19 protein-coding genes and 1 pseudogene are annotated in these 24,065 nt (G+C 74.4%); 12 read left to right on the forward strand and 8 right to left on the reverse strand.

Features of this window, described 5'->3' with window-relative positions; genetic code table 11:
• Nucleotides 1–108: 108 nt before the first annotated feature.
• From ACFVFR_RS19160 to ACFVFR_RS19170, 3 genes are all read right to left on the reverse strand, one after another.
• Nucleotides 109–819, reverse strand: a complete 711-nt coding sequence (locus ACFVFR_RS19160) for a Crp/Fnr family transcriptional regulator (RefSeq protein WP_383703067.1) — start codon at nucleotides 817–819, stop codon at nucleotides 109–111.
• An 884-nt stretch (nucleotides 820–1,703) separates the two neighbouring features.
• Entirely contained in the window at nucleotides 1,704–2,579 is an 876-nt protein-coding gene (locus ACFVFR_RS19165; RefSeq protein ID WP_383703069.1) for a class I SAM-dependent methyltransferase, read from the reverse strand.
• Nucleotides 2,580–2,678: 99 nt separating this feature from the next.
• A complete protein-coding gene (locus ACFVFR_RS19170) occupies nucleotides 2,679–3,152 on the reverse strand; it encodes a pyridoxamine 5'-phosphate oxidase family protein (RefSeq protein WP_383703071.1) in 474 nt (157 codons plus the stop codon).
• Nucleotides 3,153–3,275: 123 nt separating this feature from the next.
• Between ACFVFR_RS19170 and ACFVFR_RS19175 the strand changes: the two genes are divergently transcribed.
• Nucleotides 3,276–3,815, forward strand: coding sequence for a GNAT family N-acetyltransferase (locus ACFVFR_RS19175; RefSeq protein ID WP_383703073.1), 540 nt, complete (start codon nucleotides 3,276–3,278; stop codon nucleotides 3,813–3,815).
• Between the two features lie 907 nt (nucleotides 3,816–4,722).
• Here ACFVFR_RS19175 and ACFVFR_RS19180 read toward each other — a convergent pair.
• From ACFVFR_RS19180 to ACFVFR_RS19190, 3 genes and pseudogenes are all read right to left on the reverse strand, one after another.
• Complete coding sequence (locus ACFVFR_RS19180; RefSeq protein WP_383703075.1) at nucleotides 4,723–5,496, reverse strand: DUF5701 family protein; 774 nt, start codon at nucleotides 5,494–5,496, stop codon at nucleotides 4,723–4,725.
• Between the two features lie 186 nt (nucleotides 5,497–5,682).
• Entirely contained in the window at nucleotides 5,683–6,558 is an 876-nt protein-coding gene (locus tag ACFVFR_RS19185; RefSeq protein ID WP_383703129.1) for a virginiamycin B lyase, read from the reverse strand.
• 57 nt (nucleotides 6,559–6,615) lie between these two features.
• Nucleotides 6,616–7,509: pseudogene (locus ACFVFR_RS19190) on the reverse strand (alpha/beta hydrolase fold domain-containing protein); the annotation flags it as partial.
• 95 nt (nucleotides 7,510–7,604) lie between these two features.
• Between ACFVFR_RS19190 and ACFVFR_RS19195 the strand changes: the two are divergent.
• The 3 genes from ACFVFR_RS19195 to ACFVFR_RS19205 all read left to right on the forward strand — a co-directional run bounded on the left by ACFVFR_RS19195 (nucleotide 7,605) and on the right by ACFVFR_RS19205 (nucleotide 10,963).
• Nucleotides 7,605–8,267, forward strand: coding sequence for a TetR family transcriptional regulator (locus ACFVFR_RS19195; protein ID WP_383703077.1), 663 nt, complete (start codon nucleotides 7,605–7,607; stop codon nucleotides 8,265–8,267).
• A 628-nt stretch (nucleotides 8,268–8,895) separates the two neighbouring features.
• Complete coding sequence (locus ACFVFR_RS19200) at nucleotides 8,896–9,804, forward strand: aminoglycoside phosphotransferase family protein (RefSeq protein WP_383703079.1); 909 nt, start codon at nucleotides 8,896–8,898, stop codon at nucleotides 9,802–9,804.
• 106 nt (nucleotides 9,805–9,910) lie between these two features.
• A complete protein-coding gene (locus tag ACFVFR_RS19205; protein WP_383703132.1) occupies nucleotides 9,911–10,963 on the forward strand; it encodes an aldo/keto reductase in 1,053 nt (350 codons plus the stop codon).
• A gap of 204 nt (nucleotides 10,964–11,167) precedes the next feature.
• Here the strand turns inward: ACFVFR_RS19205 and ACFVFR_RS19210 are convergent, their stop codons facing one another.
• The gene (locus ACFVFR_RS19210; protein ID WP_383703081.1) at nucleotides 11,168–12,733 is read right to left on the reverse strand and encodes an alpha/beta hydrolase; all 1,566 of its coding nucleotides are present in this window, start codon (nucleotides 12,731–12,733) and stop codon (nucleotides 11,168–11,170) included.
• Between the two features lie 299 nt (nucleotides 12,734–13,032).
• Between ACFVFR_RS19210 and tpx the strand changes: the two genes are divergently transcribed.
• Entirely contained in the window at nucleotides 13,033–13,533 is a 501-nt protein-coding gene (gene tpx, locus ACFVFR_RS19215; RefSeq protein WP_383703083.1) for a thiol peroxidase, read from the forward strand.
• A 369-nt stretch (nucleotides 13,534–13,902) separates the two neighbouring features.
• Nucleotides 13,903–15,009, forward strand: coding sequence for a GNAT family N-acetyltransferase (locus ACFVFR_RS19220; protein ID WP_383703085.1), 1,107 nt, complete (start codon nucleotides 13,903–13,905; stop codon nucleotides 15,007–15,009).
• Between the two features lie 142 nt (nucleotides 15,010–15,151).
• Here the strand turns inward: ACFVFR_RS19220 and ACFVFR_RS19225 are convergent, their stop codons facing one another.
• Nucleotides 15,152–16,594, reverse strand: a complete 1,443-nt coding sequence (locus tag ACFVFR_RS19225; RefSeq protein ID WP_383703087.1) for a hypothetical protein — start codon at nucleotides 16,592–16,594, stop codon at nucleotides 15,152–15,154.
• Nucleotides 16,595–16,945: 351 nt separating this feature from the next.
• Between ACFVFR_RS19225 and ACFVFR_RS19230 the strand changes: the two genes are divergently transcribed.
• The 6 genes from ACFVFR_RS19230 (at nucleotide 16,946) to ACFVFR_RS19255 (ending at nucleotide 23,790) form a co-directional block, all read left to right on the forward strand.
• Complete coding sequence (locus ACFVFR_RS19230) at nucleotides 16,946–17,239, forward strand: hypothetical protein (protein WP_383703089.1); 294 nt, start codon at nucleotides 16,946–16,948, stop codon at nucleotides 17,237–17,239.
• A gap of 409 nt (nucleotides 17,240–17,648) precedes the next feature.
• Nucleotides 17,649–18,494: a helix-turn-helix domain-containing protein gene (locus ACFVFR_RS19235; RefSeq protein WP_383703091.1), complete on the forward strand. Its 846-nt coding sequence runs from the start codon at nucleotides 17,649–17,651 to the stop codon at nucleotides 18,492–18,494.
• A gap of 1,075 nt (nucleotides 18,495–19,569) precedes the next feature.
• Entirely contained in the window at nucleotides 19,570–20,649 is a 1,080-nt protein-coding gene (locus ACFVFR_RS19240; RefSeq protein ID WP_383703093.1) for an iron-siderophore ABC transporter substrate-binding protein, read from the forward strand.
• Nucleotides 20,646–21,689, forward strand: coding sequence for a FecCD family ABC transporter permease (locus tag ACFVFR_RS19245; protein WP_383703095.1), 1,044 nt, complete (start codon nucleotides 20,646–20,648; stop codon nucleotides 21,687–21,689). The genes ACFVFR_RS19240 and ACFVFR_RS19245 overlap by 4 nt, the downstream gene beginning before the upstream one ends.
• Nucleotides 21,686–22,786 carry a FecCD family ABC transporter permease gene (locus ACFVFR_RS19250; protein ID WP_383703097.1) on the forward strand — a complete coding sequence of 367 codons (1,101 nt, stop codon included), beginning with the start codon at nucleotides 21,686–21,688 and terminating at the stop codon, nucleotides 22,784–22,786. Before ACFVFR_RS19245 ends, ACFVFR_RS19250 begins: the two co-directional genes overlap by 4 nt.
• Nucleotides 22,783–23,790 (forward strand): ABC transporter ATP-binding protein, encoded by a 1,008-nt coding sequence (locus ACFVFR_RS19255; RefSeq protein ID WP_383703099.1) that lies wholly within the window; start codon nucleotides 22,783–22,785, stop codon nucleotides 23,788–23,790. Before ACFVFR_RS19250 ends, ACFVFR_RS19255 begins: the two co-directional genes overlap by 4 nt.
• Nucleotides 23,791–24,065 lie beyond the last annotated feature (275 nt).

Here is a 24,065-nt window from a genome sequence, read left to right on the forward strand (position 1 = left end):
CGGTGCCGCTCTCTCTCGCCTCAGCTTCGGGCCGTGGGCCCTGGGCCGTCTGTAGCCGTTTACACAAGGCCGCCCGTCGGCACGGGTCGCGCCACGGACGCGCTCGCGCTACTCCTCGTGCCCCTCCGCCAGGAGTGCCAGGAGCGCGGGGTCGAGGATCTCCACCATGCGGTTGCCGGTGCGGACGACGTTCTGGCCGCGCAACAGCCGCAGGGCCTTGGCCACGGCCTCGCGGGTGGCGCCGACGGTCGCGGCCAGCTCGTCCTGGGCGAGCCGCACCACGGTCCTGGCCCGCGCGGCGCCCGGCCCCTCCGACGCGTACGGACCGGCGGGGTTGGCCTGGGCCAGCTCGGTCAGCCGGGAGGCCAGGCGCTGCAGCACGGTCAGCGAGGCCAGCGCGGTCCGCTCCTGGTCGGCGCTGCGCAGCCGGAAGGTGAGCTGACGTATCACCAGACCGCTGACCCGGGGGTGCAGGGCCAGGAAGCGACGGAACGCGTCCCCCGCGATGACCTGGGCCTCCACCGGGCCCAGCGCGCGCACGGTGGCGCTGCGCGGGTGGTTGTCCAACGCGGCCATCTCGCCCAGCAGTTCACCGGGGCCGCGCAGCCCCAGGATCAGCCGCGTACCACCCCGATCGGTGGCCACGGAAACGGTCACCCATCCGCGTATTATGATCATTACGTGACTGGTTCGGTCCCCCTCCGTGAGGAGATGGGCATCGGCCGCGAACTTCCGTCGACCTCCGAGGGCCATCACGCCCTCGTGTTCCTGTGCTGTCAGAGAGCGCGCGAATCCCAGTTCATCGCCGAGCAGCCCCATGGCCACTCCCCCCACGGCAATCCGTATGGCCTGAATGCACTGGCGTAGATGCTCGCAGAGCGTCATGCGGTTGGGAGTGAAATCCGCCACATTGCTGTGCGACCCGTGATGCGGAGAACCGCCAGGTAGACCGGCTGTCGGACAGCGCATGTGTGGCGCATTCCGTTCGCCGCGCCCCACCAGTACTTCGCACAACCCCGGTCGCTGGTAATGGTGTTGGCCCGTGATGACCAGGTCACCAGGGGTGCGTCGCGGTGCGGCCGGCCGCGCCGCACGCATCCGGACACCGGGGGCGGGCTTGGCGAAAAGTGCGATTCCCGCTGGCGGCGGCCCGTCCCGCGCCGTACGGGGTGGCGCGGCCACCCGACCACCGCCCCACGGCGTGCGGGGACCGGGCGTCGACGCGCCACGCCGCCGGCCGGTATTCGCCCCTGCGACGGGCGTCCGACCCGGTACGGAAGTTCCGCCTCCGCCGTCAACGAGCATGGTACGTAAGGGAGTTGTCCTCCCTCGTGCAGCGGTTGATCCGACCCGGGCGCGGGTGATCGCGGAGCGGCGCGATACGAACGTGACTGTCGCGTGTACGTGGCGGGGGCCGGGCGGCGGGGGCGGCGCGGGGCGCCGTGTGGGCCGGCGCGCATGGTGGGGCGGCTGGCGCGGTGGGGTCCCGTACGCGGCGCGGCCGGCAGGGACGTCGGGCGCGGCGCGGCGCGCCGATCGCGTCGAAGTGGCCGCCGCGCGCGTCGGGTTGGGCCTTTGCGCGCCCTCCATGGCCACCGCGTGACTCCGCCCGCGCGGGCGCCGCCGTGGTGGGGGGTGGCGCCTCCGGCCGGTCACCCACGGCGCTCGCCGGGGTGGGCGCCGCGCGCCGGGTCGTGCGCGCGCTACGTCAACTGGTCTTCGGACGAAGGGCGTTCGGCGATGACGAGGAGGTGGCCGGCCATGCCGTGGATGGCCGGGTCGTCGGCGGTGGCGTAGGCGAGGTCGAGCAGGCGCTGGTAGGCCCCGGGGTCGCGCTGGGCCAGGGCGGCGGCCTCGGGTTGGGCGCGGGCCAGGAACCCCTGGGAGGCGAGCAGGCGGCGTACACGAAAGCCGTGCTCCTCGAAGAGCGGTGGCACGTCCTCGGGCCGGATCAGGTAGCCGCCGGTGAAGCGCCCGGGGCGGGGGTCGTCGTAGCGGCCCTCGTCCAGGACGCGGCCCACCGCGCCGCTGGTGAACGCCGCCGAGCCGTGCTCCAGGACGGTGGAGAGCAGCCGGGGGTAGGGCGGCATGACGCTCGCGAAGAGCACGCCACCCGGCCGCAGGACGCGACGGGCCTCCCGCAGGGCCCGCCGCCGGTCGCCGCTGTGGGGCAGGTGGTAGAGGGGGCCCAGGCACAGGAGGGCGTCGAAGTGTCCGTCCGGGAAGGCGCTCAGGTCCCGCGCGTCGGCCTCGACGACCGCCGCCACGTTCTCGGCGTGCTGCCGGGGGGCCCGCGCCAGGCGCTCACGGGCCAGGTCCAGCAGCGCCGGCGACAGATCGGCGAGCGTCACCCGGTAGCCGCGCTCCGCCAGCCACAGGGTCCAGGTGCCGGGGCCCCCGCCGTCGTCGAGCACCCGCGCGGGGGCGGGAGGCAGGTGCTCCGCCAGGGCCCGCGCGTGCACCTCGCGCTCGACAGCGCCGTCCGCCGGCCTCGCCAGCCGCTCGACCTCACGTTCCGCCGACTGCTCGTAGTAGTCGCGCACAGCGGCCACCAGGTCGGGTTCACCCGCTCTCGCCATGGTCCTCATGATCACGGCCCGACCGCGCGGCTGTCACGGCTGGCGGCCCAGCTTTCATGTGGCGTACATCTTTCGCCGCGTCGACCCGTACGGGAACACTCAGGCCAGCCACACCCCGTCGCGCATGACGACCCGGCCGCGCAACTCCGGTGCGCCGCGCCAGGCGCGCACCGTGCGCGGCACCACGCTCAGGTACACGTGCGGGCGTGGCTCCGCGCGCGGGTCCCAGCCGAACTTGTCGGCGAACGCGTCCGCGGCCGACGCCGGCGCCTCCGGAGCGGGGTGACAGGTCGCCTCGCCCTGGAGGGAGACCACGTCGAAACTGTCCGGCAGCGCCAGCCGCACCCGTGGCTGGGCCCGCACGTTGCGCACGGTCACCGAGTCCGCCCCGGTGCACACCCACACCGCCCGGCCGTCCCACAGGAACCACAGCGGCACCTGGTGCGGGCCGTGTTCGGGGTGGCTCGTCGCCACCCACACGTCCCGCTCCCCACCCAGTCGCTCCAGGGTGTCCCGTCCGCGCTCGGCGGCGTCGCGCCGCCCGTCCCCCGTGTCGTTCTCCGTATCCGCCATGAACGCCGACGCTAGCCAGCGGGGGCCGCTCCGCGCATGAGCCGAGAGCCCGGGGAAGGGTCCGCCTTCAGATCTAGGCGTCGTCTGTTATATGCCGAAATGACCGCCTGTTAGGGTGCGCGAATGGAAGATCTGGATCATGTGACCTGGCCGCCGGAGCCGATACGGACCACGCGCCTGGTGCTCCGGGCGCCCGAGGCCCGGGACCGTGCGGCCTTCATCGAGCTGTTCGCCTCACCGGAGGTGCACACCTACCTCGGCGGCCCCCGGCCGCGCGAGGACCTGGAGCGCGAGATCCCCGGGGCGCCCGCGCCCCGACCTGGCAGCTTCGTCGTCGACCTGGACGGCTCGATGATCGGCCTGGTCCTGCTCAGGCGGGCGAAGGGGCACCTGCGGCCGGCCGCCGAGGGGAAGGTCGACCTCGGCTACCTGTTCCTGCCGCAGGCGTGGGGTCACGGATACGCCGCCGAGGCGTGCGCGGCGGCGCTCGACTGGCTCACCGGCGCGCTTCCCGGCGAACCGGTGGTGCTCGCCACCCAGAGCGCCAACCGCGCCTCGATGCGTCTCGCGGCGAAGCTGGGTTTCACCGAGGTGGAGCGGTTCGAAGCCTGGGACGCGGAACAGTGGCTCGGCGCGCGGGCCCCCGCCGCGGCCGCCGGCTGACGACCACGCGGGCTGGCTGACCGCCCGGGTGCGGGTTTCCCCGGGTGCGGGTTTCCTCCGGGTGCTGGCTCTCCCGGCCGCCGGGCGCCCGTTCTTCCCGGGGCGTCGGTTTCCCCGGGCGCCGGCTGACCGGCGCTTGGCGTCGGTTTCTCCGGGCGCCGGCTGACCGGCGCTTGGCGTCGGTTTCTCCGGGCGCCGGCTGACCGGCGCTTGGCGTCGGTTTCCTGGCGCGCGGCGTCGGTTTTCTGAGGGGCCACCTTCTGGGTGATGGGCTTCGCTTCCTGGGGGTGCCGCTTCCTGGGGGTGGGGGTGGGAGTGCGGGCTGGGGCGCTTGGCGTCGGTTTCCTGGTGCGCGGTGGCGCCTCCACGGGCTTGTGGTGCTGCTTTCGCGGCGGGCGGCGCCTTGATGGGGGTGCCGGGTGTACGACGTGGCTGGCGTGGCTTCCCCGGCGTACGGACGAACCCTCGCGGGTCGGCGTCGGCTGTTCGGCGCTGCCGACTGCCGTGAGGGGGCGGGTGGCCCATGAGGCCAGTGGCGGGGGAGTCCGCCCTGTGCCCCCCCGTGCCCCGCGCGCCCGTGTCCCGCGCGCCCGTGTCCGGCCGGGCGCGCGGTCGTTGGCTGTCGGGGCTGCCCCCGGAGCGGGTTCCGCCCCTCGGAGCGGGTTCCGCCCCCCCGTGCCGGGTTCCCCCCGTACCGGGTTGCGGCCCCCGGCCTGGACCCCGCCCCTGATCCGTTCGCCCCGGGCCCGGGGCCCGTCCCCGACCTGGGTTCCGGCCCTCGGCCTGGGCGGCCCGGCCGGGGCTTTGCCCCCGTCGGAGCTCCGCCCCTCGCCTCAAGCCCGGCCTGGGCCCCGCCCTCGGCCCGGGCTCTGCTCGTCGCCGCGACCCGGCCCGGTGGGCCGCGCGTTCACGCTCCCGCGCGTCGGTCGCCGGCTGAGGCCATGCCCAGCCAGGTGTGGGGGTTGCCCACCCAGCACCAGCCCAGCTTGGGTGCCTTCTGGCTGATCCACAGGGCGGGGACGCGGCGGTCGCCGCTGCGGGAGCCACCCAGCGAGAAACACTTGTTCTTGACGAGAACCTGCGGGAAGTGGGTGACCAGGGCGATGCCCTCCTCGATGGTGAGGGGAGTGCGGCCCCGGTCGGCGAGGGTGCGCAGGGCGTCGGCGGGAACGGCGCCGCAGAACTCCTCGCCGCGTTCGACGTCGAGCAGCAGATAGGCGCGGTGGCCGGGGAGCGCCACCTCCTCGGTGGCGACGAACCGCTCCAGCGCGCCGGGTTCGAAGCTGCGGTCCACGAAACCGGGGAGCCGCCCGCCGTGCAGCGTGGTGCGCGGCATCGTCTCCTCGATCGGGGCCACGTCGCGGGTGACGACCAGCAGGAACGAGACCCGACCGGTCTCCGCGACCCGATCGGGCTCATCGGCGTACCCCGCCGGCGACTCCGGTTCGTAACCCGTCGCGTCGGGTGCCTCGCGCGGCGTCGCGACGGCCGCTCCGTCACTCGCCGGCGCCGGTGCCGTCTCGCGCGCCGCCACCGTGGCGACGGCACTCGCGCGCAGCGGGGTGAGGAGGGCCGTGAACCGCTCGGCGTCGAGGCCGGCCATGGCCGGGTAGCCGAGTGCGATCAGGGTGTTGACCTGGCGGTCGAAGGCGGTACCTGCGTCAAGGGCCGTACGGGGCAAGGAGATTCCTTCCGTGGGGTGCGGGGTGCGGGGTGCGGGGTGGTCGGGGCGTGTACCCGGTCGGGTACGGGCGTGGGTTACGGGTGCGGGCTACGGGCGGGGGCCCGCGTCGCCATGGCGCGTGCGGGTTGGTGGCCGGCCCGCGCTGGTGGCGGGGCTGGGAAGCGGGGGCTGTCGGCGGGGCCGTCAGTGGGGTGGCGCCTCGATCCTGGCCAGCGCGCCGGTTTCCAGGGCGCACCACAGGGCGCCGTCATGCGCGGTGATGCCGTGCGGCTCGCTCGTGCGGCTGGGCAGGTCGTACGCGGTGAACTCGCCGTCGATGGTGACGCGCCCGACCCGGCCGGCGCCCCACTCGGTGAACCACAGCGCTCCGTCCGGGCCGGCGGTGATGGCGTGCGGGCGGGCCTGGCGGTCGGGCAACGGGTACTCGGTGATCACGCCGGCCACGGTGATCCGCCCGACCTGTCCCGCCCCGATCTCGACGAACCACAGCGCGCCGTCGGGCCCGGCGGTGATGCCGACCGGGCCGGCGGAGGCGGTCGGCAGCGGGTAGGCGACGGCCCGGCCGTCCACCGTGACGCGGCCGATCGCGTTGCCCTGGTTGAGCGTGCACCACAGCGCGCCGTCCGGCCCCGCGACCAGGGCCGAGGGGAAGGCACCGGGCGCCGGGTACTCGGTGACGGTGCCGTCCGGGGCGATCCGACCGATCCGGTCGGCGGCGGCGAGGGTGAACCACATCGCCCCGTCCGGTCCCGCCGCGATGCCGTACGGCCCGCCGTCGGCCGTCAGCGGCGCGTACGAGGAGACCTCGCCGGCCGTCGTGATCCGGCCGACGCGGTGCGCGCCGTACTCCGTGAACCACAGGGCGCCGTCGTGCCCCGGCGTCACCACGGTCGGGCCCGCGCCCACGGGATAGGTGGTGACCTGCCCGAACGCGTCCCGGCGCCCGACGGCGCCCTGGTGGACCAGGGTGAACCAGAGCGCCCCGTCCGACCCGCCGGCCACCCCGTACGGCCCCGCGTCCGGGCCGCTGACGGGGTACGCGCGAACCGGGTCGGCCAGCCACCGCGCGACCCGGTCGAGTACCCACTCGCCGTGCGTGGACAGGTGGAAGGCGTGCGGCATGCCCTCGTACACGTCCAGGCGCACACTCGCCCCCGCCGCGTCGGCCACCTCCGCGAAGCGGCGGGCGTCGTCGTACAGCACCTCGTCCGCACCGACGGCGACCAGCAGCGGCGGCAGCCCGGGCGACGTGCCGTACAGCGGCGACTGCGGCGCCTCGGCCGGGTCGGCGCCGGCCAGGTAGTCGGCCGCGACGGCGCTCAGCACGGCACGGCTCATCACGTCCGTGCCCTCGGCCGCGTCCAACGAGGCGCCCGTCAGCGCGAGGTCCGTGATCGGCGAGATCACGGCGGCGGCCCCGGGCGCCGGCCCCCCGGCCCGCCCGATCTCCCACAGCGCCGACAGGACGAGGGTGGCCCCCGCCGACTCGCCGACCAGCACGACATCCCCGGCGGCCACGCCGTCGTCCAACACGCCCCGCCAGGCGGCCAACACGTCGTGCACCGCGGCCGGATACGGATGCGCGGGCGCCAACCGGTAGTCCACGCGCAGGACCGGCCGCCCCGTCGCCCGCGAGAGCCGGTACGCCAGCACGCGCTCGGCCTCGGGACGGGTGTGCGCGAACCCGCCCCCGTGGACGTAGATCACCGCGCCACCCCGCGCCCCCGGCGCGCGCACCCAGTCGCCCCGCACCTCGGCATCGGCCGGCAGCGGCCCGGCGACCAGTGACCCGATATCCGCACGGATCGAACGGCCCGGGCCCTCGGCCGGCGCGGGAACAGCGTTGACGGTCAGCAAACAGTCCTCCAGGGGTGGGGTTGGTCCTGCGGGGTCGGACGGGCTGGGAGTGGGGTCGCGGGGTGGTGGGGGTGTGCGGCGGTGTGTGTGCGGTGGTGCGTGTGAGGCGGGGCCGGGGCGTGTGCGGTGGTGTGCGTGAGAGGGCGGAAGCACGCCGCGCCCCGAGGAGAAATTTACGACGAGAGCAAATTTACTTCCGAGGTAGCAGGGGTGTCAACATATAAATACAACGAGGGTAAGATTCGCTCATGGGTATCGAGTCGAGTACCACGACGGACGGCGCGGCCCCGGGCCTGCGCGAAGCCAAGAAGCGCGAGACGCGGCAGGTGATCTCCGACCAGGCGACGCGGCTGTTCATCCAGCGCGGCTTCGAGCGCACCACCATCGCCGAGATCGCCGCCGCCGCCCGTGTCGCCAAGAAGACGGTGACCAACTACTTCCCGCGCAAGGAGGACCTGGCCCTCGACCACCAGGACGCGTTCGTCGCCTCCCTCGCGCGCTGTGTCGCCGACCGCGCGAGCGGCGAACCCGCGTTGACGGCGCTACGTCGCGCCTTCCTGGCCGCCGTCGCCGCCCAGGACCCGCTCGCGGGCTTCGCCGGCCCCCTCTTCACCCGCATGATCGCGGAGAGCCCCGCGCTGACCACCTGCCTGCGCGGCCTGCACGACCAGCGCGAGGAGGCCCTGGCCCGCGCCCTCGCGGAGGACACCGGGGCAGCCCCCGACGCCATCGCGCCCCGCACGGCCGCGGCCCTCATCGGCGGGGTGCACCGGGTCCTGTTCCGCCGCATCCAGGACCTCACGCTCGCGGGGTACCCCAACCCGGAGGTCGCCAAGGTCGTCGAACCCGAGGCGATCCAGGCGTTCGCCCTCCTCGAACCGTCCCTGGCGCACTACGCGGTAGCGCGGTAGCGCGCTGGCGCGCTGGGCCCGACCCCGCCCCGGCTGAGCCTGACGCTCGACGGCCAACCCGATATGGGCCGGGCTGGGTCGCTCTGGGCCGGGTTGAGTTGGGCCGGCTTCGGTTGGGCCTACCTGGGTTCGCCTGACCTGGGTCAGCTCGGCCTGGGCTGGGCTTGCTGTTGCTGCCCCCGGGGCTCGCCCGGGCTGAACCGTCCTGAGCCGGGCCGGGACGAATGGGTCCGGGCTCGCCTGGGCCTGACCTGACCTTGCTGGGTCGGTCTGGTTGGGGCTGGGGCGAGTTGAGCTCACCAGGGGTTGAGCCCGCCCGTGCTGGTTTGGTCTGGGTTGAAGCTGGCGTGCGCCGGGTGGGGCTGGCCTGGCCTGGACGGAGCTGGTTCGGGCTCGCCTGGGTTGGACCCGACTGGGTTGAGCCCGCTTGGGTTGGACCCGACTGGGGGGCCGAGTCGGGTGGGGCCCACCCGGCCTGTGCCCCACCCGGCCTGCGCCCCACCGGGGTTGGGCCCCACCCGGCCAGAGCTGGCTCGGGCCAGCCCCGCCTGGGCCAGGCCCGCCCGGGCCAACCCCGCCGGGCCCGGTTCGTCGTCGCGTCGTCGTCGCGTCGGTACTGTGGCCCCCCATGACCGACACCGAGATCGAGATCGAGATCACCGCGAACCTGGTCCGCGACCTGTTGCGGGAGCAGCACCCGGACCTCGCGGGGCTGGCCATCCGCGAGGTGGCGGGCGGTTGGGGCAACCAGATGTGGCGCCTCGGGGACGAGTTGGTCGTGCGTATGCAGCGCATGGACCCCACCCCGGAGCTCCAGCTCAAGGAGCGGCGGTGGCTCCCCGTACTGGCCCCGCGCCTGCCGCTGCCGGTGCCGACCCCGGTACGGTCCGGCCGGCCCTCCGAGCGCTTCCCCAAGCACTGGACCGTGATGACGTGGGTTCCCGGCGAACCGCTGGACCACGGCTCGATCAGCCGGGGCGCCCACGCGGCCGACACGTTGGCGGGCTTCCTCCGGGCGCTCCACGTGGCGGCGCCCGCCGAGGCGCCGACCGCCACCGACCGTGGCGCTCACCCCCGGAACTGCGCGGAGGGCTTCGCGTACTTCTTCCAGGCCCTCGACGACGCCCCCGCCGACTTCGCCGCCGACGTACGGGCCGTCTGGGACGACGCCGTCGCCGCCCCCGAATGGGAAGGCCCGCCGGTGTGGGTGCACGGCGACCTGCACCCCGCGAACGTCGTCATCGCCGACGGAACGCTCGCGGGCGTCGTGGACTTCGGTGACATGTTCGCCGGCGATCCGGCGTGGGACCTCGCCGCCGCGTGGGTGCTGCTCCCCGAGGGCACGGCCGCACGGTTCTTCGACCGGTACGCGCGGGCGGACGAGGCGGCGATCCGACGCGCCCGTGGGCTGGCCGCCATGAAGAGCCTCTTCCTGATGCTCATGGGGCGGAACGGAGATCGGGGCCTTCCCGGCGGCAAGCCGCACTGGGGGCCGGTGGGCCGGGCCGCCCTCGACCGCGTCGTGAAGGGCGTGTGACACACGCCTTTCCCCCCCCCGCCAGCCAGCCGGTGTCGCGTAACCCGCCACGCCCGGGCCCTTGACCTGGAGTCCACTCCAACACGTAGCGTCCCGGCGCATGGACATGCGTTACCGCCCCCTGGGGCGTACGGGGATCGACGTCAGCGCGTACTGCCTGGGCACCATGATGTTCGGGGCCGTGGGCAACCCGGACCACGACGACTGCGTACGCATCGTGCACGCGGCGCTCGACCAGGGGATCAACTTCCTGGACACCGCGGACATGTACTCCGCCGGCGAGTCCGAGACCATCGTCGGGAAGGCGCTGCGGGGGCGCCGGGACGATGTGGTACTCGCCACCAAGGTGCACTTCCAGATGGGCGAGGGGCGCAACCGCAGCGGCAACTCCCGGCGCTGGATCACCCAGGCCGTGGAGGAGAGCCTGACCCGGCTCGACACCGACTGGATCGACCTCTACCAGGTGCACCGGCCCGACCCGCACACCGACATCGAGGAGACCCTCTCCGTACTCGGTGACCTCGTCCGACAGGGCAAGATCCGCGCGTTCGGCTGCTCCTCCTTCCCGGCCGAGGAGATCGCCGAGTCACACCACGTCGCCGAGCGCCGCGCGCTGCCCCGCTTCCGCACCAACCAGCCGCCGTACTCGCTGCTCGCCCGGGGCGTGGAGACCTCGGTGCTGCCCACCGGCCAGCGGTACGGGATGGGCGTGCTGACCTGGAGCCCGCTCGCCTTCGGCTTCCTGACCGGCAAGTACCGCAAGGACCAGCCGGTGGACATGAACACCGGCCGGGCCGCGCTGCGCCCAGCCCGCTTCGACCCGGCCCTGCCGGCCAACGCGGCCAAGTACGACGCCGTGGAGCAACTCGCCGACCTCGCCGACGACCTGGGCCACACCCTCCCCGAACTCGCCGTCGCCTTCCCGCTCGCCCACCCCGCCGTCACCTCGGTGATCATCGGCCCGCGCACCCGGGAGCAGCTGGACAGCCTGCTCAAGGGCGCCACCCTCACCCTGGACGACGCCACTCTCGACCGCGTCGACGCGATCGTCCCACCCGGCACCGACCTCTACCAGGCCGACGGTGTCTGGCAACCCACCTCCCTGACCAACCCCGCCGAACGCCGCCGCCCACAACCGGACCGCGCGGCGGCGTCGTAGCGGGCCTCCGGCCTCCCGTTGACCCGGGGCCAGACCCGCCACCGCTCCGGCCCACCCTCCCGACGAACCCCCGACGCACCCCCCGACGCACCCCGCCCCCGCTCCGACTGGGAGCGGGGGCGGGGCGGGTTGAGCTTGGAGAACCACGGGGGCTCGGCGGGGCGGTGGAGCGGCCCCGGGAGTCCGTGGGGTGGGGGTGGGGGGTCAGTTGCTCGCGAGCTGGTTCGCGGGGGCCGGGAGGCGGACCGACTTCTGGAGCTTGGGCTCGGGGGCCTTGCAGGTCAGGTCCTTGGCCGGGAGCTTGCCGGTGGTCAGGTAGGCGGTGGCCGTCTTGTCGGCGCAGGAGCCGGAGCCGTAGATGCCGTGGCCCTCGCCGCCGGAGACGGTGACCATGCGCGAACCCTTCAGGGCCTTGTGCGCGCCGACGCCGCTGACCAGCGGGGTCTGGGAGTCCCACTGGTTCTGCAGGATCAGCGTGGGCACCTTGTTGTTGACCTTGGTGGCCGGCTCGCTGCCCTTGCCCCAGAAGGCGCACGGCGTGATGTTGGAGGCGAAGTCGCCGTAGATGGGGTACTTGGCCTTGTCGCGGATCGCGTCGCGGCGGTACGTCTCCGGGTCGTGCGACCAGTTACGCGTGTCGGCGCACAGGATGGACCAGAACAGCGCGGTGCCGTTGTCGGCGGCGACCTTGACGCCGAACGTCGGCGGGGTGGCCGGCTTGGTGATGCCGGGCAGCCGGGCCAGCCGCGGCTTGCTCTTGCCGTCGGCGGCCTTCTTCAGCTCGGCGATCGCGTCGGCGCCGTCGCGCACGCTGAAGAACAGCTCCCGCGCGCCGCTGCGGATGTCGTCACCGTTGATCTTCTGGCCGTCGATCACGATGGGCTTGCGGTCGGCCCGCTTGACCAGGTTCCAGAACGTCGTCCGCACGGCGCTCGGCGTCTTGCCGAGTTTGTACGTCGCGTCGCGCTTGGCGGTCCACTGGGTCCACCGGTCGAACGCCGGCTCGGTGCCCTCCGCCCACACCTGGATCATGCCGCGCCACACGCGCTGCGGGTCCACCGCGCTGTCCAGCACGAACCGGTCGGCGCGGGTGGGGAACATCTGCGCGTAGACGGCGCCCAGGTAGGTGCCGTACGAGTACCCCAGGTAGGAGATCTTCTTCTCGCCGAGCGCGGCGCGGACGGCGTCCATGTCGCGGGCGGTGTTGCGGGTGTTCAGGTGCGGCAGCTTGGCGCCGACCTTGGACCGGCACTTGTCGGCCACGGTGCGGGCCCACCGGACGTCGTTGGAGAAGGTGGCGGCCTTGTACGGCCGCCCGAACTCCTCCTCCGAGGGCTTCAACCCACAGGTGACGGGCGAGCTCTGGCCCAGCCCGCGCGGATCGAAGCCGATCAGGTCGTAGCGGCTCGTGACCGACTTGGGTAGCTGCTCGGCCAGGTAGGGCGGCATGTGCAGGCCCTCGCCGCCCGGCCCACCGGGGTTCAGCAGCAGTACGCCGCGCCGCTGGGCGGGCGAGCTGGCCTTGATCCGGGATATCGCGACGTCGATCTTGGTGCCGTTGGGCCGGCTGTAGTCGAGCGGCACCTTGAGCGTGGTGCACTGGAAGTTCGCCGGCAAGTCGGGCGCGCAGCGCTTCCACTTGAGCTTGGCTGCCGCGTACTGCTCGCCGGTCCGGTCGGCCGCGGAGGCCGTGGCCGGGGCCAGCGTGGGGATCAGGGCGGCGACGGCGCTCGCCGCGACCAGGGAGGCGGCCAGTCGTCTGTTGCGCACGGAGCGGGACCCTTCGGTCGATGGGTGACGGAAGCACCAACCTTCTCGCGTGTGACGGTTCGGGCGAAACTAACGTTCGGATATGTCGCGCTCCACCTGGAGTATGACGTGGGGGGCACGGACGTAGTCCTGGGGTCGTAGCCACATGGTGCGGCCCGTGGAGGTGGGGGGCGCTCTGGTCGGCCGGGCGCGGTGTGAGCCGGTGCGGTCCCGGGGGGCTCCAGGCTTCGCGAGGCCGGCCCCGCAGTAGGATCGGCGACGCCGCACTGACGTTGGATACCGCTGGTAGGAGGCTTTTCATGGCGCAGGTTACGTTGAAGGGGACCCCGGTTCAGGTCGCCGGCGAACTGCCCAAGACCGGTGCCCAGGCGCCCTCGTTCAACCTGGTCGGCGAAGGGCTGGCGGACAAGACGCTGGCCGACTACGCCGGACAGCGCAAGGTCCTGAACATCTTCCCGAGCGTCGACACCCCGACCTGCGCGCAGTCCGTGCGCGAGTTCAACACGCGGGCCGCGCAGCTCGACAACACCGTGGTGCTGTGCATCTCCGCCGACCTGCCCTTCGCGCAGGGCCGGTTCTGCGGTGCCGAGGGTCTTGAGCAGGTCAAGACCCTGTCCACGCTGCGGGGCCGCGAGTTCCTCGACGCCTACGGCGTGGCGATCGCGGAGGGCCCGATGGCCGGGCTGGCCGCGCGCGCCGTCGTCGTGCTCGACGAGAACGACACGGTCCTCCACACGGAGCTGGTCGGCGAGATCGCCGACGAGCCGAACTACGACGCCGCGCTCGCCGCCCTGAACTGACCAGGACCCGGCAGCCCGCAGCGGGGCCCCGCCCCGGCCACCCCGGCCGGCGCGGGGCCCCGTGCGTGTCGGGCCGATGACCGATGACCGACGGCGGGTCGGCGGGTTCGGCGGGGTTCGCCGGGCTCGGCGGGTCGGCGGGTTGACGCGGCGGGTTGGCCGGGGCGGCCGGCCTGGCCGGTGGGTCGTGGCGGCGGGTGGGCCGGCCCGGTGGGTAGGCGTGGTGGGTGGGCTCAAGGCGACGGGTGGGTCCGCGAGGCGCCGGCCGGGGCGGCGGGTGGGGTGGGGTGGCGGTTACGATGCCCGCGTACCGCATCGCGTGGCGGCCTCTTCCCCGACGTTCTCCGACGTTCCCGTGGAGGCACACCCATGCCCGCAGCCGCCGTGGCGCTCCCCGCCGCCCGCGTACGCCCGTTCCGGCGAGCCGACCGCGATCAGCTCACCGACCTGCTCAACCGGCACGCCGCCGCCGTACTCCCCGGCGTCTCCGCGTCCGTCAACACCGTCCTCGGCGCCCTGGAACGGCGCCCCGACGAGTACGTCACCGATCCGTGGGTGGCCGAACGCGGCACGCTGGTCGCCGAGCACCGCGCCCGCGTCGTGGCCGCCGCCCACCTGCTGCGTTACCGCGACGCCAGCGACGTGGACCGCACCTACCGGGGGGTCGGGTCGATCGAGTGGCTCGTCCATCTGCCGACGGACGGTGCCGGGCCCGCCGACCAGCTGATGGGCGCCTGCCTGGACCAACTCGTGCGCTGGGGATGCCCCGTGTGGCACGCGGACGGCAACCTGCCGGTGCCCGGGGTGTACGGCGTGCCCGACCCGTGGCCGCACGTGCGCGCGCTGTACGAGCGCGCCGGGTTCCGCCCCACCGGCCCCACCGAGACCCTGCTGCTGGCCACCGTCGCGGAGTTGCCCGCCGGATCGCTCCCGCACGGCCTCACCGTCCGCCGCACCCTCGGCGACCTCGGCACCCGCTTCACGGCTCGGCGCGATGGGCGGGACGTGGGCCACCTGGAGGTGGACACCGGCCTGGAGCGGGCGGAACGCCGCTCCCGTGACGGCGCCCTGGCCGACATCGCCGACCTCACCCTGACCCAACCCTCCTCCACCGAGCCCGCCGCCGACCAACCCTTCTCCACCGAGCCCGCCGTCACTCAACCCTTCTTCACCGAGCCCGCCGCCCGCCAACCCGCCGTCACCGAGAGCGCCCCGGGCGGCGCCCCGGTCGAGGGCGCCCCGGGCGTGGTCCTCGACGCCCTCCTGTCCGAGGCGGGCGCGTGGCTGCGCCGCTGCGGCGTGGACCGACTGCTCGCCTACGTGGCCGACACCGAGACCGGCACGGAGACCGCCGCTACCCCACCCGGCACCGCCGCCGAACCCGACCCCGAGGCGGTGACGGCTGACCGGCTGCGCCGTCGCGGCTTCGCCGAGCTGACGCGCACCGCACGCGGCTGGACACGTACCCGGCCCTGACCGGGCGGCGTCCGGGGCCCCGCGCCCGGCCAGCGGCCACCTGGCCGCGGAGCCCCGCACGGGCGGTGACCGAGGGGTGGCGGGGGCAGGCGCGGACGGCTGGGCCGGCGGCGGCCGGCCCGTGCGCCCCGCGCCCGTCTCGCTACCTACCGAGCGGTGGCGTCGGGTCCTCCAGGCGGACCGAGGTCAGCTCGCGTAGGGCCGCGACGGGCAGCAGGATGCCGCTGAGCCCGCTTTCGGACCGGGCCAGGACGAGGCCGGCCAGGCCGCCCGTGCTGGCGAACGCCGGGGCCCCGGCCAGCCCCTTCGCGACGTCGCCGGACACCCGGAGCCAGTCGCCCGTACGGCCCCGGATGTCGAGGACGCACGAGTACGGCCCGACCACGGCGTGCGCGCTCACCAGGAGCTGGCGGCCGACCCGGGGGCGCCAGTCGAAGGTGAGCGGCTGGTCGGGCACGGGGACGGGCTCGGCCAGCCGCAGCACCACCAGGGGCGCGAAGGCCCGGTGCCAGCCGGCGCCGAGCGAGGGCAAGGGGCGGGTCTCGACCACCGTGGCCGCCACCGTCCGGCCGGCCACGTCGACCTGGCACCCGCCCTCCACGAGGTGGGCGGGACCCGCCAACGGGTCGGCCGAGGTGATCACCGTGGTGGCGTCGACGAGCAGACCGTTGCCCAGATGGTGGTCGCGGTCGTGCAGCCGTACGCTCACCGCCGCCACGAGATCCTCGTCCACCAGCCAGTCGTCCGTGTTGACGGTGACGCTGCCGTGTACATGGCCGAACTGGTACACCGAGTTCAGCGGCGGCGAACCGGGCTCGGCCACGAACTGGTTCCGTACGAAGGACTCACCGGCCGACGCCGTCCCTTCCGCCTCGGGGGCGCGGGCCGGCGCGGGAACCCGGCGAACCGGCTCCGGCAGCAGGGAGGGTTCGCTCATCTCGTCGGTCGCGCCCTCCGCCTCGGCGAGTTGGCGTTCGAGCTGCTCACAGCGTTCCTCGGCGCGCTGGTGCCGGGCCCGCACCCGCCCCAACTCCTCCTTCAGTTCCCGCACTTCCTGGCGCAGCCGGTCCTGCTCTCGTGCTTGTTCGTCGGCGACGGCCTGGTCCAGCGGGTCCGCCGGGGGCGCGAGGGGCGTCGCCCGGAGCTCTCGGTAACGGATCTCCAGGTCGCGTACGCGGTGCTCGCGGTCCCGGAGCGTGTCCTCAAGCCACCGTTCGCGGGCCGCCGCCCGCCGCGCCTCCTGGTCGGCCTCGGCCAGCTTCCGCTCCAGGGCCCGCACCTTGTGGGCCGGGCTCCGGCTGCCGTTCAGGGCCGCCGTGTGCAGCCCGCGCAGCATGCCGATCGTCTCCTCGGTCGGCGGGGTGCCCCGCTCCTCACCGACGTCGTGCAGCAGGTTGAGGACGAACTCCCACGGCGGTATGCGGCTGCCGTTCAGATACCGGGAGAGGGTGGAGGAGTCGTACGCGCGGCGGGCCGCGTACCGACGGGTGGAGACACCCAGGCCCTGGAACAGGTCGCGCAACGCCCGGGCCAGCGCGGTCACGTCGGGCGGCAACTCGTCCTTGACCGGCCTCAGTTCGCTCATCGTCTCCCGCCGCCCCCGATCCCGTACGCCCGTCGCGTACGCCCAATCTCCCACGGGCGTGCTGCCAACCGTTCGGCAGCACCGCGGCACCTGCCGCCGCACCCGGCCCCGCGCCAGTCTGGCACCACATCGCCACAGACACCGTGGCCCACCCCGGGCACGGAGAACGGGGACCGCCCCATGACACACCCGCAGCACACCACCCCACCAGGCCACTCCGCCCGGCCCTTCCCCCCGGCCGCGCGCCCCACCCCGGCGGGCCCGGGCGGGCCCGGCCACCCCGCGACGTCCCCCGAACCCTTCGCGCCCGAACCCTTCTCGCCGGCCGGCACAGCCGGCCAACCCGCCGCCTTGGTGAGTAGGGATGGGCTCGGCCAACCCGCCGCGCCCACGCCCGAGCCGACGGGTCCGGCCCAACCCGCCGCGCCGACTGGCGGTCGGCGAAGCGACGAGGCGGCTCCCGCGCGGCTCACCCGCCACCGGTACGACCTCGTCGTCTTCCTGCTGGTGCTCGGCGCCGGTGCGGGGCTCGTGCTGTGTGGCGTGGCGCCGGAGTCGCTGGCGACGATCGCCGTCGCGGTCTCCGGCCTGTACGCCGCGTGGCGTGGTGGCGGCGACCGCGCGCAGCCGCCGGACGCCCGGTAGCGGCGTACGGCGGAGACGCCTGGCGCCGACGTACGACACAGGTGCCCGGCGCCGGCGCCCGCCCCGCCCTCGCGACCGGGGCGGGCTACCTCGTGGTGGGGTCGGGCTGTGTCGTATCCGGCCGGGTGGGCCGTGGCACCTCGCGACCGGGTTGGGTGGCCCCGTGCCCAGGCCGGGCCACCTCGTGGTGCGGCCGGGCCGTATCGCGGCTGGCCGGGTGGGTCGGGGCACCTCGTGGTCGGGCCAGACCACCTCGCCACCGGGCCAGACCACCTCGCGACCGGGTCAGACCACCTCGCCACCGGGCCAGACCACCTCGCGACCGGGTCAGACCACCTCGCGACCGGGTCGGGTCGCCTCGTGTCCGGGCCCGGGTCGGCGGGTTCGGGGCCGGTCTTAGGGTGAGGCCATGTCGCCTTCCCGCCGTCAGGCCCCGCCCCGCACTTCCCGCGCGTCGGCGCGGGGTGGGCAGGACGGGCGGGCCGAGCGGGAGACGAGGTCGTTGCCGGTGGTCGCCGCGGGGGCGGTGGACGTGCCGTTCGCGATCCAGCCGTATGACGAGGTCGTCGCGCGCGACACCACCTGGGGTGAGCACTCGCACCCCTTCCACGAGCTGCTGTGGAACGAGCGCGGCGCGTCGAGTGCCGTGGTCGGGGCGCGGGTGTGGACCATTACGCCGGCGCTCGGCCTGTGGATGCCGGCGGGCACGTTGCACTCGGGGTCGGCGATCGCCGGAACCTGGTTCCGCGCGAGCTTCTTCGGCTTCCACACCACGCCCTCGCTGTCCGCTACGCCGGTGGCTGTCGAGATCACCCCGCTGTTGCGGCTGCTGCTGGAGCGGCTCGGCGACACCGGACTGTCCGCCGCCTCGCGCGCGACCACCGAGGCGATGGTGCTCGACGTGCTCGAACCCTCGCCGCGCGAACTGCTCGTCCAGGCCCCCACCTCGGCCCTGCTGCGCCCGATCGCCGACGCGCTGCGCGCCGACCCCGGCGACCAGCGCACCCTCGCGCACTGGGCGGCGGAGCTGGCCGTCAGCGCGCGGACGATCAGCCGCGCGTTCACCGCCGAGACCGGCACCAGCTTCGTCCGCTGGGTCGCCTCGGTCCGCGCCCAGTACGCGGTCGACCTGCTCGCCCGGGGGTGGGAGGTGGAGGCCGTGGCCGAGGCGGTCGGATACCGGTCGGCCAGCGCCTTCGGCGCGGCCTTCCGCCGCACGACCGGCCGCACCCCGAGCACGTTCCAGACCCCCTGACCCCGCCCGCCGGCCTGCCCCGGGCCCCGCACCACCGCCCGCCCACACCGCCACCCACCCCGATGCGGCCAACGACATACCCGCCAACCCGCCGCGCCCGGACAGTCGACCACGTACCCGCCAATCCGCCGCATCCGGACAGTCGACCACGTACCCGCCAACCCGCCGCACCCGGCGGCTGGCCGTCCGCCTGCAACCCTCGGTACCCCGGCGGCCGGCTGTGCGCCTGGAACCCGCCACGCCCCGGTGGCCAACCACGCCCGCCAACCCGCCGCACCCCGGTGGCCAACCACGCCTGCCAATCGGCCACATCCGGGCGGCTGGCCGTGTGCCTGCCGGCCTGCCGTGCTCGGCGGCTGGCCGTCCGCCTGCGAGCCTCGGTACCCCGGCGGCCGTGCGTACGCCTGTAACCCGCCGCGGCCGGTGGCCGGCCGCGTACCCGAGACCTGCCGCACCCCAGTAGCCAACCGCGCCCGCCAACCCGGCACATCCGGGTGACCGGCCGCGTACCCGAATCCCGCCGAGCCCCGGTGGCCAACCGTGCCCGCCAATCGGCCACATCCGGGCGGCTGGCCACGTACCCGCCAACCCGCCGCACCCGGCGACCGGCCGTCCGCCTGCGAGCCTCGGTACCCCGGCGGCCGGCCGCGTACCCGAATCCCGCCGCGCCCCGGTGGCCAACCGCGCCCGCCAACCCGCCGCGCCCCACCGGCGAGCAGGCGCTCGCCATTCGCCGACCCCACCCCCTGATACGGGGCCAGGCGCCCCGCGCCCAAGCCCCCCACACTCACCGGCCGACCGGCCGCCCCGCCGCCCCGCCGCCCCGCCGCGCTGTTCCGGCCACCTCACCCCCACCCCGCTCCCCTTGCCACGCAAGGCCCCGTGTCCCGATCGCTAGATCGGCTGTCTCGAAGGGTTGGTTGCGACACCGTTCGGCGATCTCTTAGGGTGCGAAGGTAAGCCTTACCTAAGTGCTTGTGTTTCAGTGTGGTGCGGCTACTCCACGACGGCGTCCTCGGACGGGGGGCGTGCGAGGACCGGCACCTGGCAACCGGATCAGTGGGGTTCGACCATCATGCGTTCCAATCGCTTGCGCCTGCTCGCCGCGGCAGCCGCGCTTCTGACCCTCGCGGCCTGCGGCGGTCCCTCCTCGGACGACGACGCCAAGAAGGACACGAAGGAGGAGGCGGCGAGTTCGGCCTCCGCCGGCGGCGACGCCGACGCGGCCGACGGCGCGTTCCCGATCACCATCAAGCACGCCCTGGGCACCACGAAGATCCCGGCGAAGCCGAAGCGCGTGGCCACCGTCAACTGGGCCAACCACGAGGTGCCGCTGGCGCTGGGCGTCGTCCCCGTCGGCATGGCCAAGGCGGACTTCGGCGACGACGACGGCGACGGGGTGCTGCCCTGGGTGGAGAAGAAGCTGGACGACCTGGGCGCCAAGACCCCGGTGCTGTTCGACGAGAACGACGGCATCGACTTCGAGGCCGTCGCCGACACCCAGCCCGACGTCATCCTGGCCACCTACTCCGGGCTGACCAAGCAGGACTACGCCACCCTCAGCGAGATCGCCCCCGTGGTGGCCTACCCCGACGCCCCGTGGGCGACGCCGTGGCGGGAGATCATCCGGTCCAACAGCAAGGCCATCGGACTCGCGGGCAAGGGCGAGAAGCTGATCAAGGACCTGGAGGGGCGGATCGACACCACCGTCGCCAGGTATCCGCAGCTCAAGGGCAAGTCCGCGATGTTCATGACGCACGTCGACCCCAGTGACGTCAGCGAGGTCGGTTTCTACACCGCGCACGACACCCGCACCCTGTTCTTCGAGGACCTGGGCCTGAAGATCCCGGACAGTGTCGCCACGGCGTCCAAGGGCACCGACAAGTTCGCGCTCACCCGCAGCGCCGAGCAGATCGACGCGTTCAACGACGTGGACATCGTCACCGGCTACGGCGATGACAAGGGCGACCTGGCCAGGACGCTGCGCGAGGACCCGCTGGTCTCCAAGCTGCCCGCGATCAAGCGCGACTCGATGTACCTGCTGCCCGGCAGCTCGCCGCTGGCCACCGCCGCCAACCCGACGCCGCTGTCGATCGACTGGGTGCTCGACGACTACGTCGCCGCGCTCGCCAAGGCCGCGGACAAGGTCACGTGACACCGACCGACACTCGCCCCGCGCCGGACACCGCCCCCCGGCGGCGTCCGGCGCGGGCGCGCGTCCGGTGGCTGCTGGTCACGGTGTGCGTGCTGGCCGCCCTCGCGCTCGCCTCGGTCGCCTTCGGCTCGCGGACGGTCGGCTGGTCGGAGGTGTGGGCCGGACTCGGGGGCGCGGACGAGACCCTGGGCCAGGCGGCCGTCGCCAGGCGCGTCCCGCGCACCCTCCTCGCGCTCCTGGTCGGCGCGGCCCTCGGGCTGGCCGGCGCCGTCATGCAGGGCGTGACCCGCAACCCGCTGGCCGACCCGGGCATCCTCGGCGTCAACACGGGCGCCTCGCTGGCCGTGGTCACCGCCGTCGCCTACTTCGGGCTCTCCTCGCCGACCGGTTACATCTGGGTCGCGATGGCCGGCGCCGCGCTCGCCGCCACCTTCGTCTACGCCGTCGGCACCCTCGGCCGTGGCGGCGCCACCCCCCTCAAGCTGGCCCTGTCCGGCGCCGCGACCTCGGCCGCGTTCGCCTCGCTGGTCACCGCCGTGCTGCTGCCCCGCAACGATGTCGCCGGCAGCTTCCGGCTGTGGCAGATCGGCGGCATCGGCGGCGCCTCGTACGAACGCATCGGGCAGGTCCTGCCCTTCCTGGCGGCCGGCTTCGCACTCTGCCTGCTCTCGGCCAAGGCCCTGAACTCGCTGGCTCTCGGCGAGGAGTTGGCGGCCGGGCTGGGTGAGCGGGTCGCGCTGGCCCGGGGCGTGGCCGCGCTGGGCGCGGTCGTGCTGTGCGGCGCCGCGACCGCCGTCGCCGGCCCCATCGGCTTCGTCGGCCTGGTCGTCCCGCACGCCTGCCGGCTGCTGGTCGGCGTGGACCACCGCTGGCTGCTGCCGTTCTCCGCGCTGCTGGGCGCGGCGCTGCTGACCGCCGCCGACGTGGTCGGCCGGGTCGTGGCCCGGCCCGCGGAGATCGATGTGGGCATCGTGACGGCGCTGATCGGCGCCCCCTTCTTCATCTCGATCGTCCGTCGGCAGAAGGTGCGTGCCCTGTGAACGCCGACCCCCTGGCGAAGGCCAGCCCCCTTCCCGCGCCCCCGGCCGTCGCCGCCGTGGCCCGGGGTCGGGCCCGGCGGGCGCTGCGCCGCCGCGTGGTCGCCGCGCTGCTGGCCGTCCTGGTGGCGCTCGCGTTCGTCGGCTCGCTGATGTACGGGCAGACCGACTACCCGCTGCACGACGTGATCCGGGTGGCGTTCGGCGAGCGGGTGCCCGGGGCGTCGTTCACGGTCGGGCGGTTGCGGCTGCCGCGCGCCGCGCTCGCCGTCGTCGCCGGCTTCAGCTTCGGGCTGGCCGGCGTCACCTTCCAGACCATGCTCCGCAACCCGCTGGCCAGCCCCGACGTCATCGGCATCAGCTCGGGCGCGAGCGCGGCGGCGGCCGTCGCCATCGTCATGTTCTCGCTGGGCGAGACCCGGGTCTCCGCCCTGGCGATCGCCGCCGCCCTGGCCGTCGCGCTGCTCGTCTACACGCTGGCGTTCCAGGACGGCGTGGTCGGCACCCGGCTGATCCTCATCGGCATCGGCATCGCCGCGATGCTCGACAGCGTCGTCGCCTACGTCCTCTCGCAGGCCGCGGAATGGGACCTCCAGGAGGCCATGCGCTGGCTGACCGGCAGCCTCAACGGCACCACCTGGGACCAGACCAGGCCCGCCGCGCTGGCCCTCGCGGTGCTCGGCCCGGTCCTGTTCGCCCGAGCGCGCGACCTGTCGGCGCTGAGCCTGGGCGAGGACACCGCCGCCGCGCTCGGCGTACGCGTCGAACGCACCCGGATCACCGTGATCGTCGCCGCCGTCGGCCTCATCGCGTTCGCCACGGCCGCGGCCGGGCCCATCGCGTTCGCCACGGCCGCGGCCGGGCCCATCGCGTTCGTCGCCTTCCTCTCCGGGCCCATCGCCGCGCGGATCACCGGACCCGGCGGCTCACTCCTGCTGCCCGCCGGCCTGGTCGGCGCGCTGCTGGTGCTGGTCGCCGACTTCACCGGCCAGTACGCCTTCGACACCCGCTACCCGGTGGGCGTCGTCACCGGCGTACTCGGCGCGCCCTACCTCGTCTACCTGATCATCCGTACCAATCGGGCCGGAGGCTCGCTGTGACCCAGGACCACACCCTGGCCGCCGAACGACTCACCCTCGGCTACGGCGACCGCACCGTCGTGCACGCCCTCGACCTGACCGTCCCACCTGGCCGGATCACCGCGATCGTCGGGGCCAACGCCTGCGGCAAGTCCACGCTCCTGCGGTCCATGTCCCGCCTGTTGTCGCCGCGCGGGGGCCGTGTCGTCCTGGACGGCAGACAGGTGCACCGGCTGCCTGCCAAGGAACTGGCGCGCACGCTCGGCCTGTTGCCACAGTCGCCGGTGGCGCCCGAGGGGATCACCGTCGCCGACCTCGTGGGCCGCGGGCGCCACCCGCACCAGCGGGTCTTCTCCCGCTGGAACGCCGAGGACGACGCGGCCGTGGCGGCGGCCCTGACGGCGACCGACACCACGGAGCTGGCCGACCGCGCCGTGGACGAGCTCTCCGGCGGCCAACGGCAGCGCGTGTGGATCGCGATGGCCCTCGCCCAGCGGACCGACATCCTCATGCTGGACGAGCCCACCACCTACCTCGACGCCAGCCACCAGGTCGAGGTCCTGGACCTGCTGACCGACCTCAACCACGCGCGCGGCACGACCGTCGTCATGGTCCTGCACGATCTCAACCTCGCCGCCCGGTACGCCGACTACGTCGTCGCCCTCGCGAACGGCCGGCTCCACGCGGCCGGCCCGCCGCACGAGGTCCTGACCGAGGAGACCGTACGCGCGGTGTTCGGCCTGAACAGCCGCATCATCGAGGACCCCGTCTCCGGCCGCCCCCTCATGCTCCCCATCGGCCGCCACGGCACGCGCGCGCCGGACGCCCGACCCCCACGCGAGACCAACCCGACGGCGACCCCCGCCCCCGCGCCCGCACCGGAGAGTGAGGGCGGGTCCGCGTCGGAGGGGGCCGCCGACGGTACGGCGACCCCCGCCCCCGCGCCGGAGGACGGGACTGAGGCCGGGCCCGTCCCGGCGCCCGGGGCCGTACCCGATTCGGCCTCCGCGACCACGTCGCCCTGAGGCCAGGCCCGTACGGGACGAGGTGGCGGGGCCAGCGCCCCGTACGGACCACGGCGGGGCGCGTCCCACCTCCGCCGTACGCCCCACCCGTCCACCGCAGGCCGTCGCGGCCGGCCACCCCACCCGAGCCAGCCACCACTCACCCCGCGGAGCCGGCCGCCAGCCACCACCCACCCCGCGAAGCCACCACCACTCACCCCGGGGAGCCGGCCGCCAGCCACCACTCACCCCGCGAAGCCACCACCACCCACCCCGCGAAGCCAGCCACCAGCCAC

It is taken from the genome of Streptomyces sp. NPDC057702, from assembly GCF_042799315.1.
Taxonomy (GTDB): domain Bacteria; phylum Actinomycetota; class Actinomycetes; order Streptomycetales; family Streptomycetaceae; genus Streptomyces.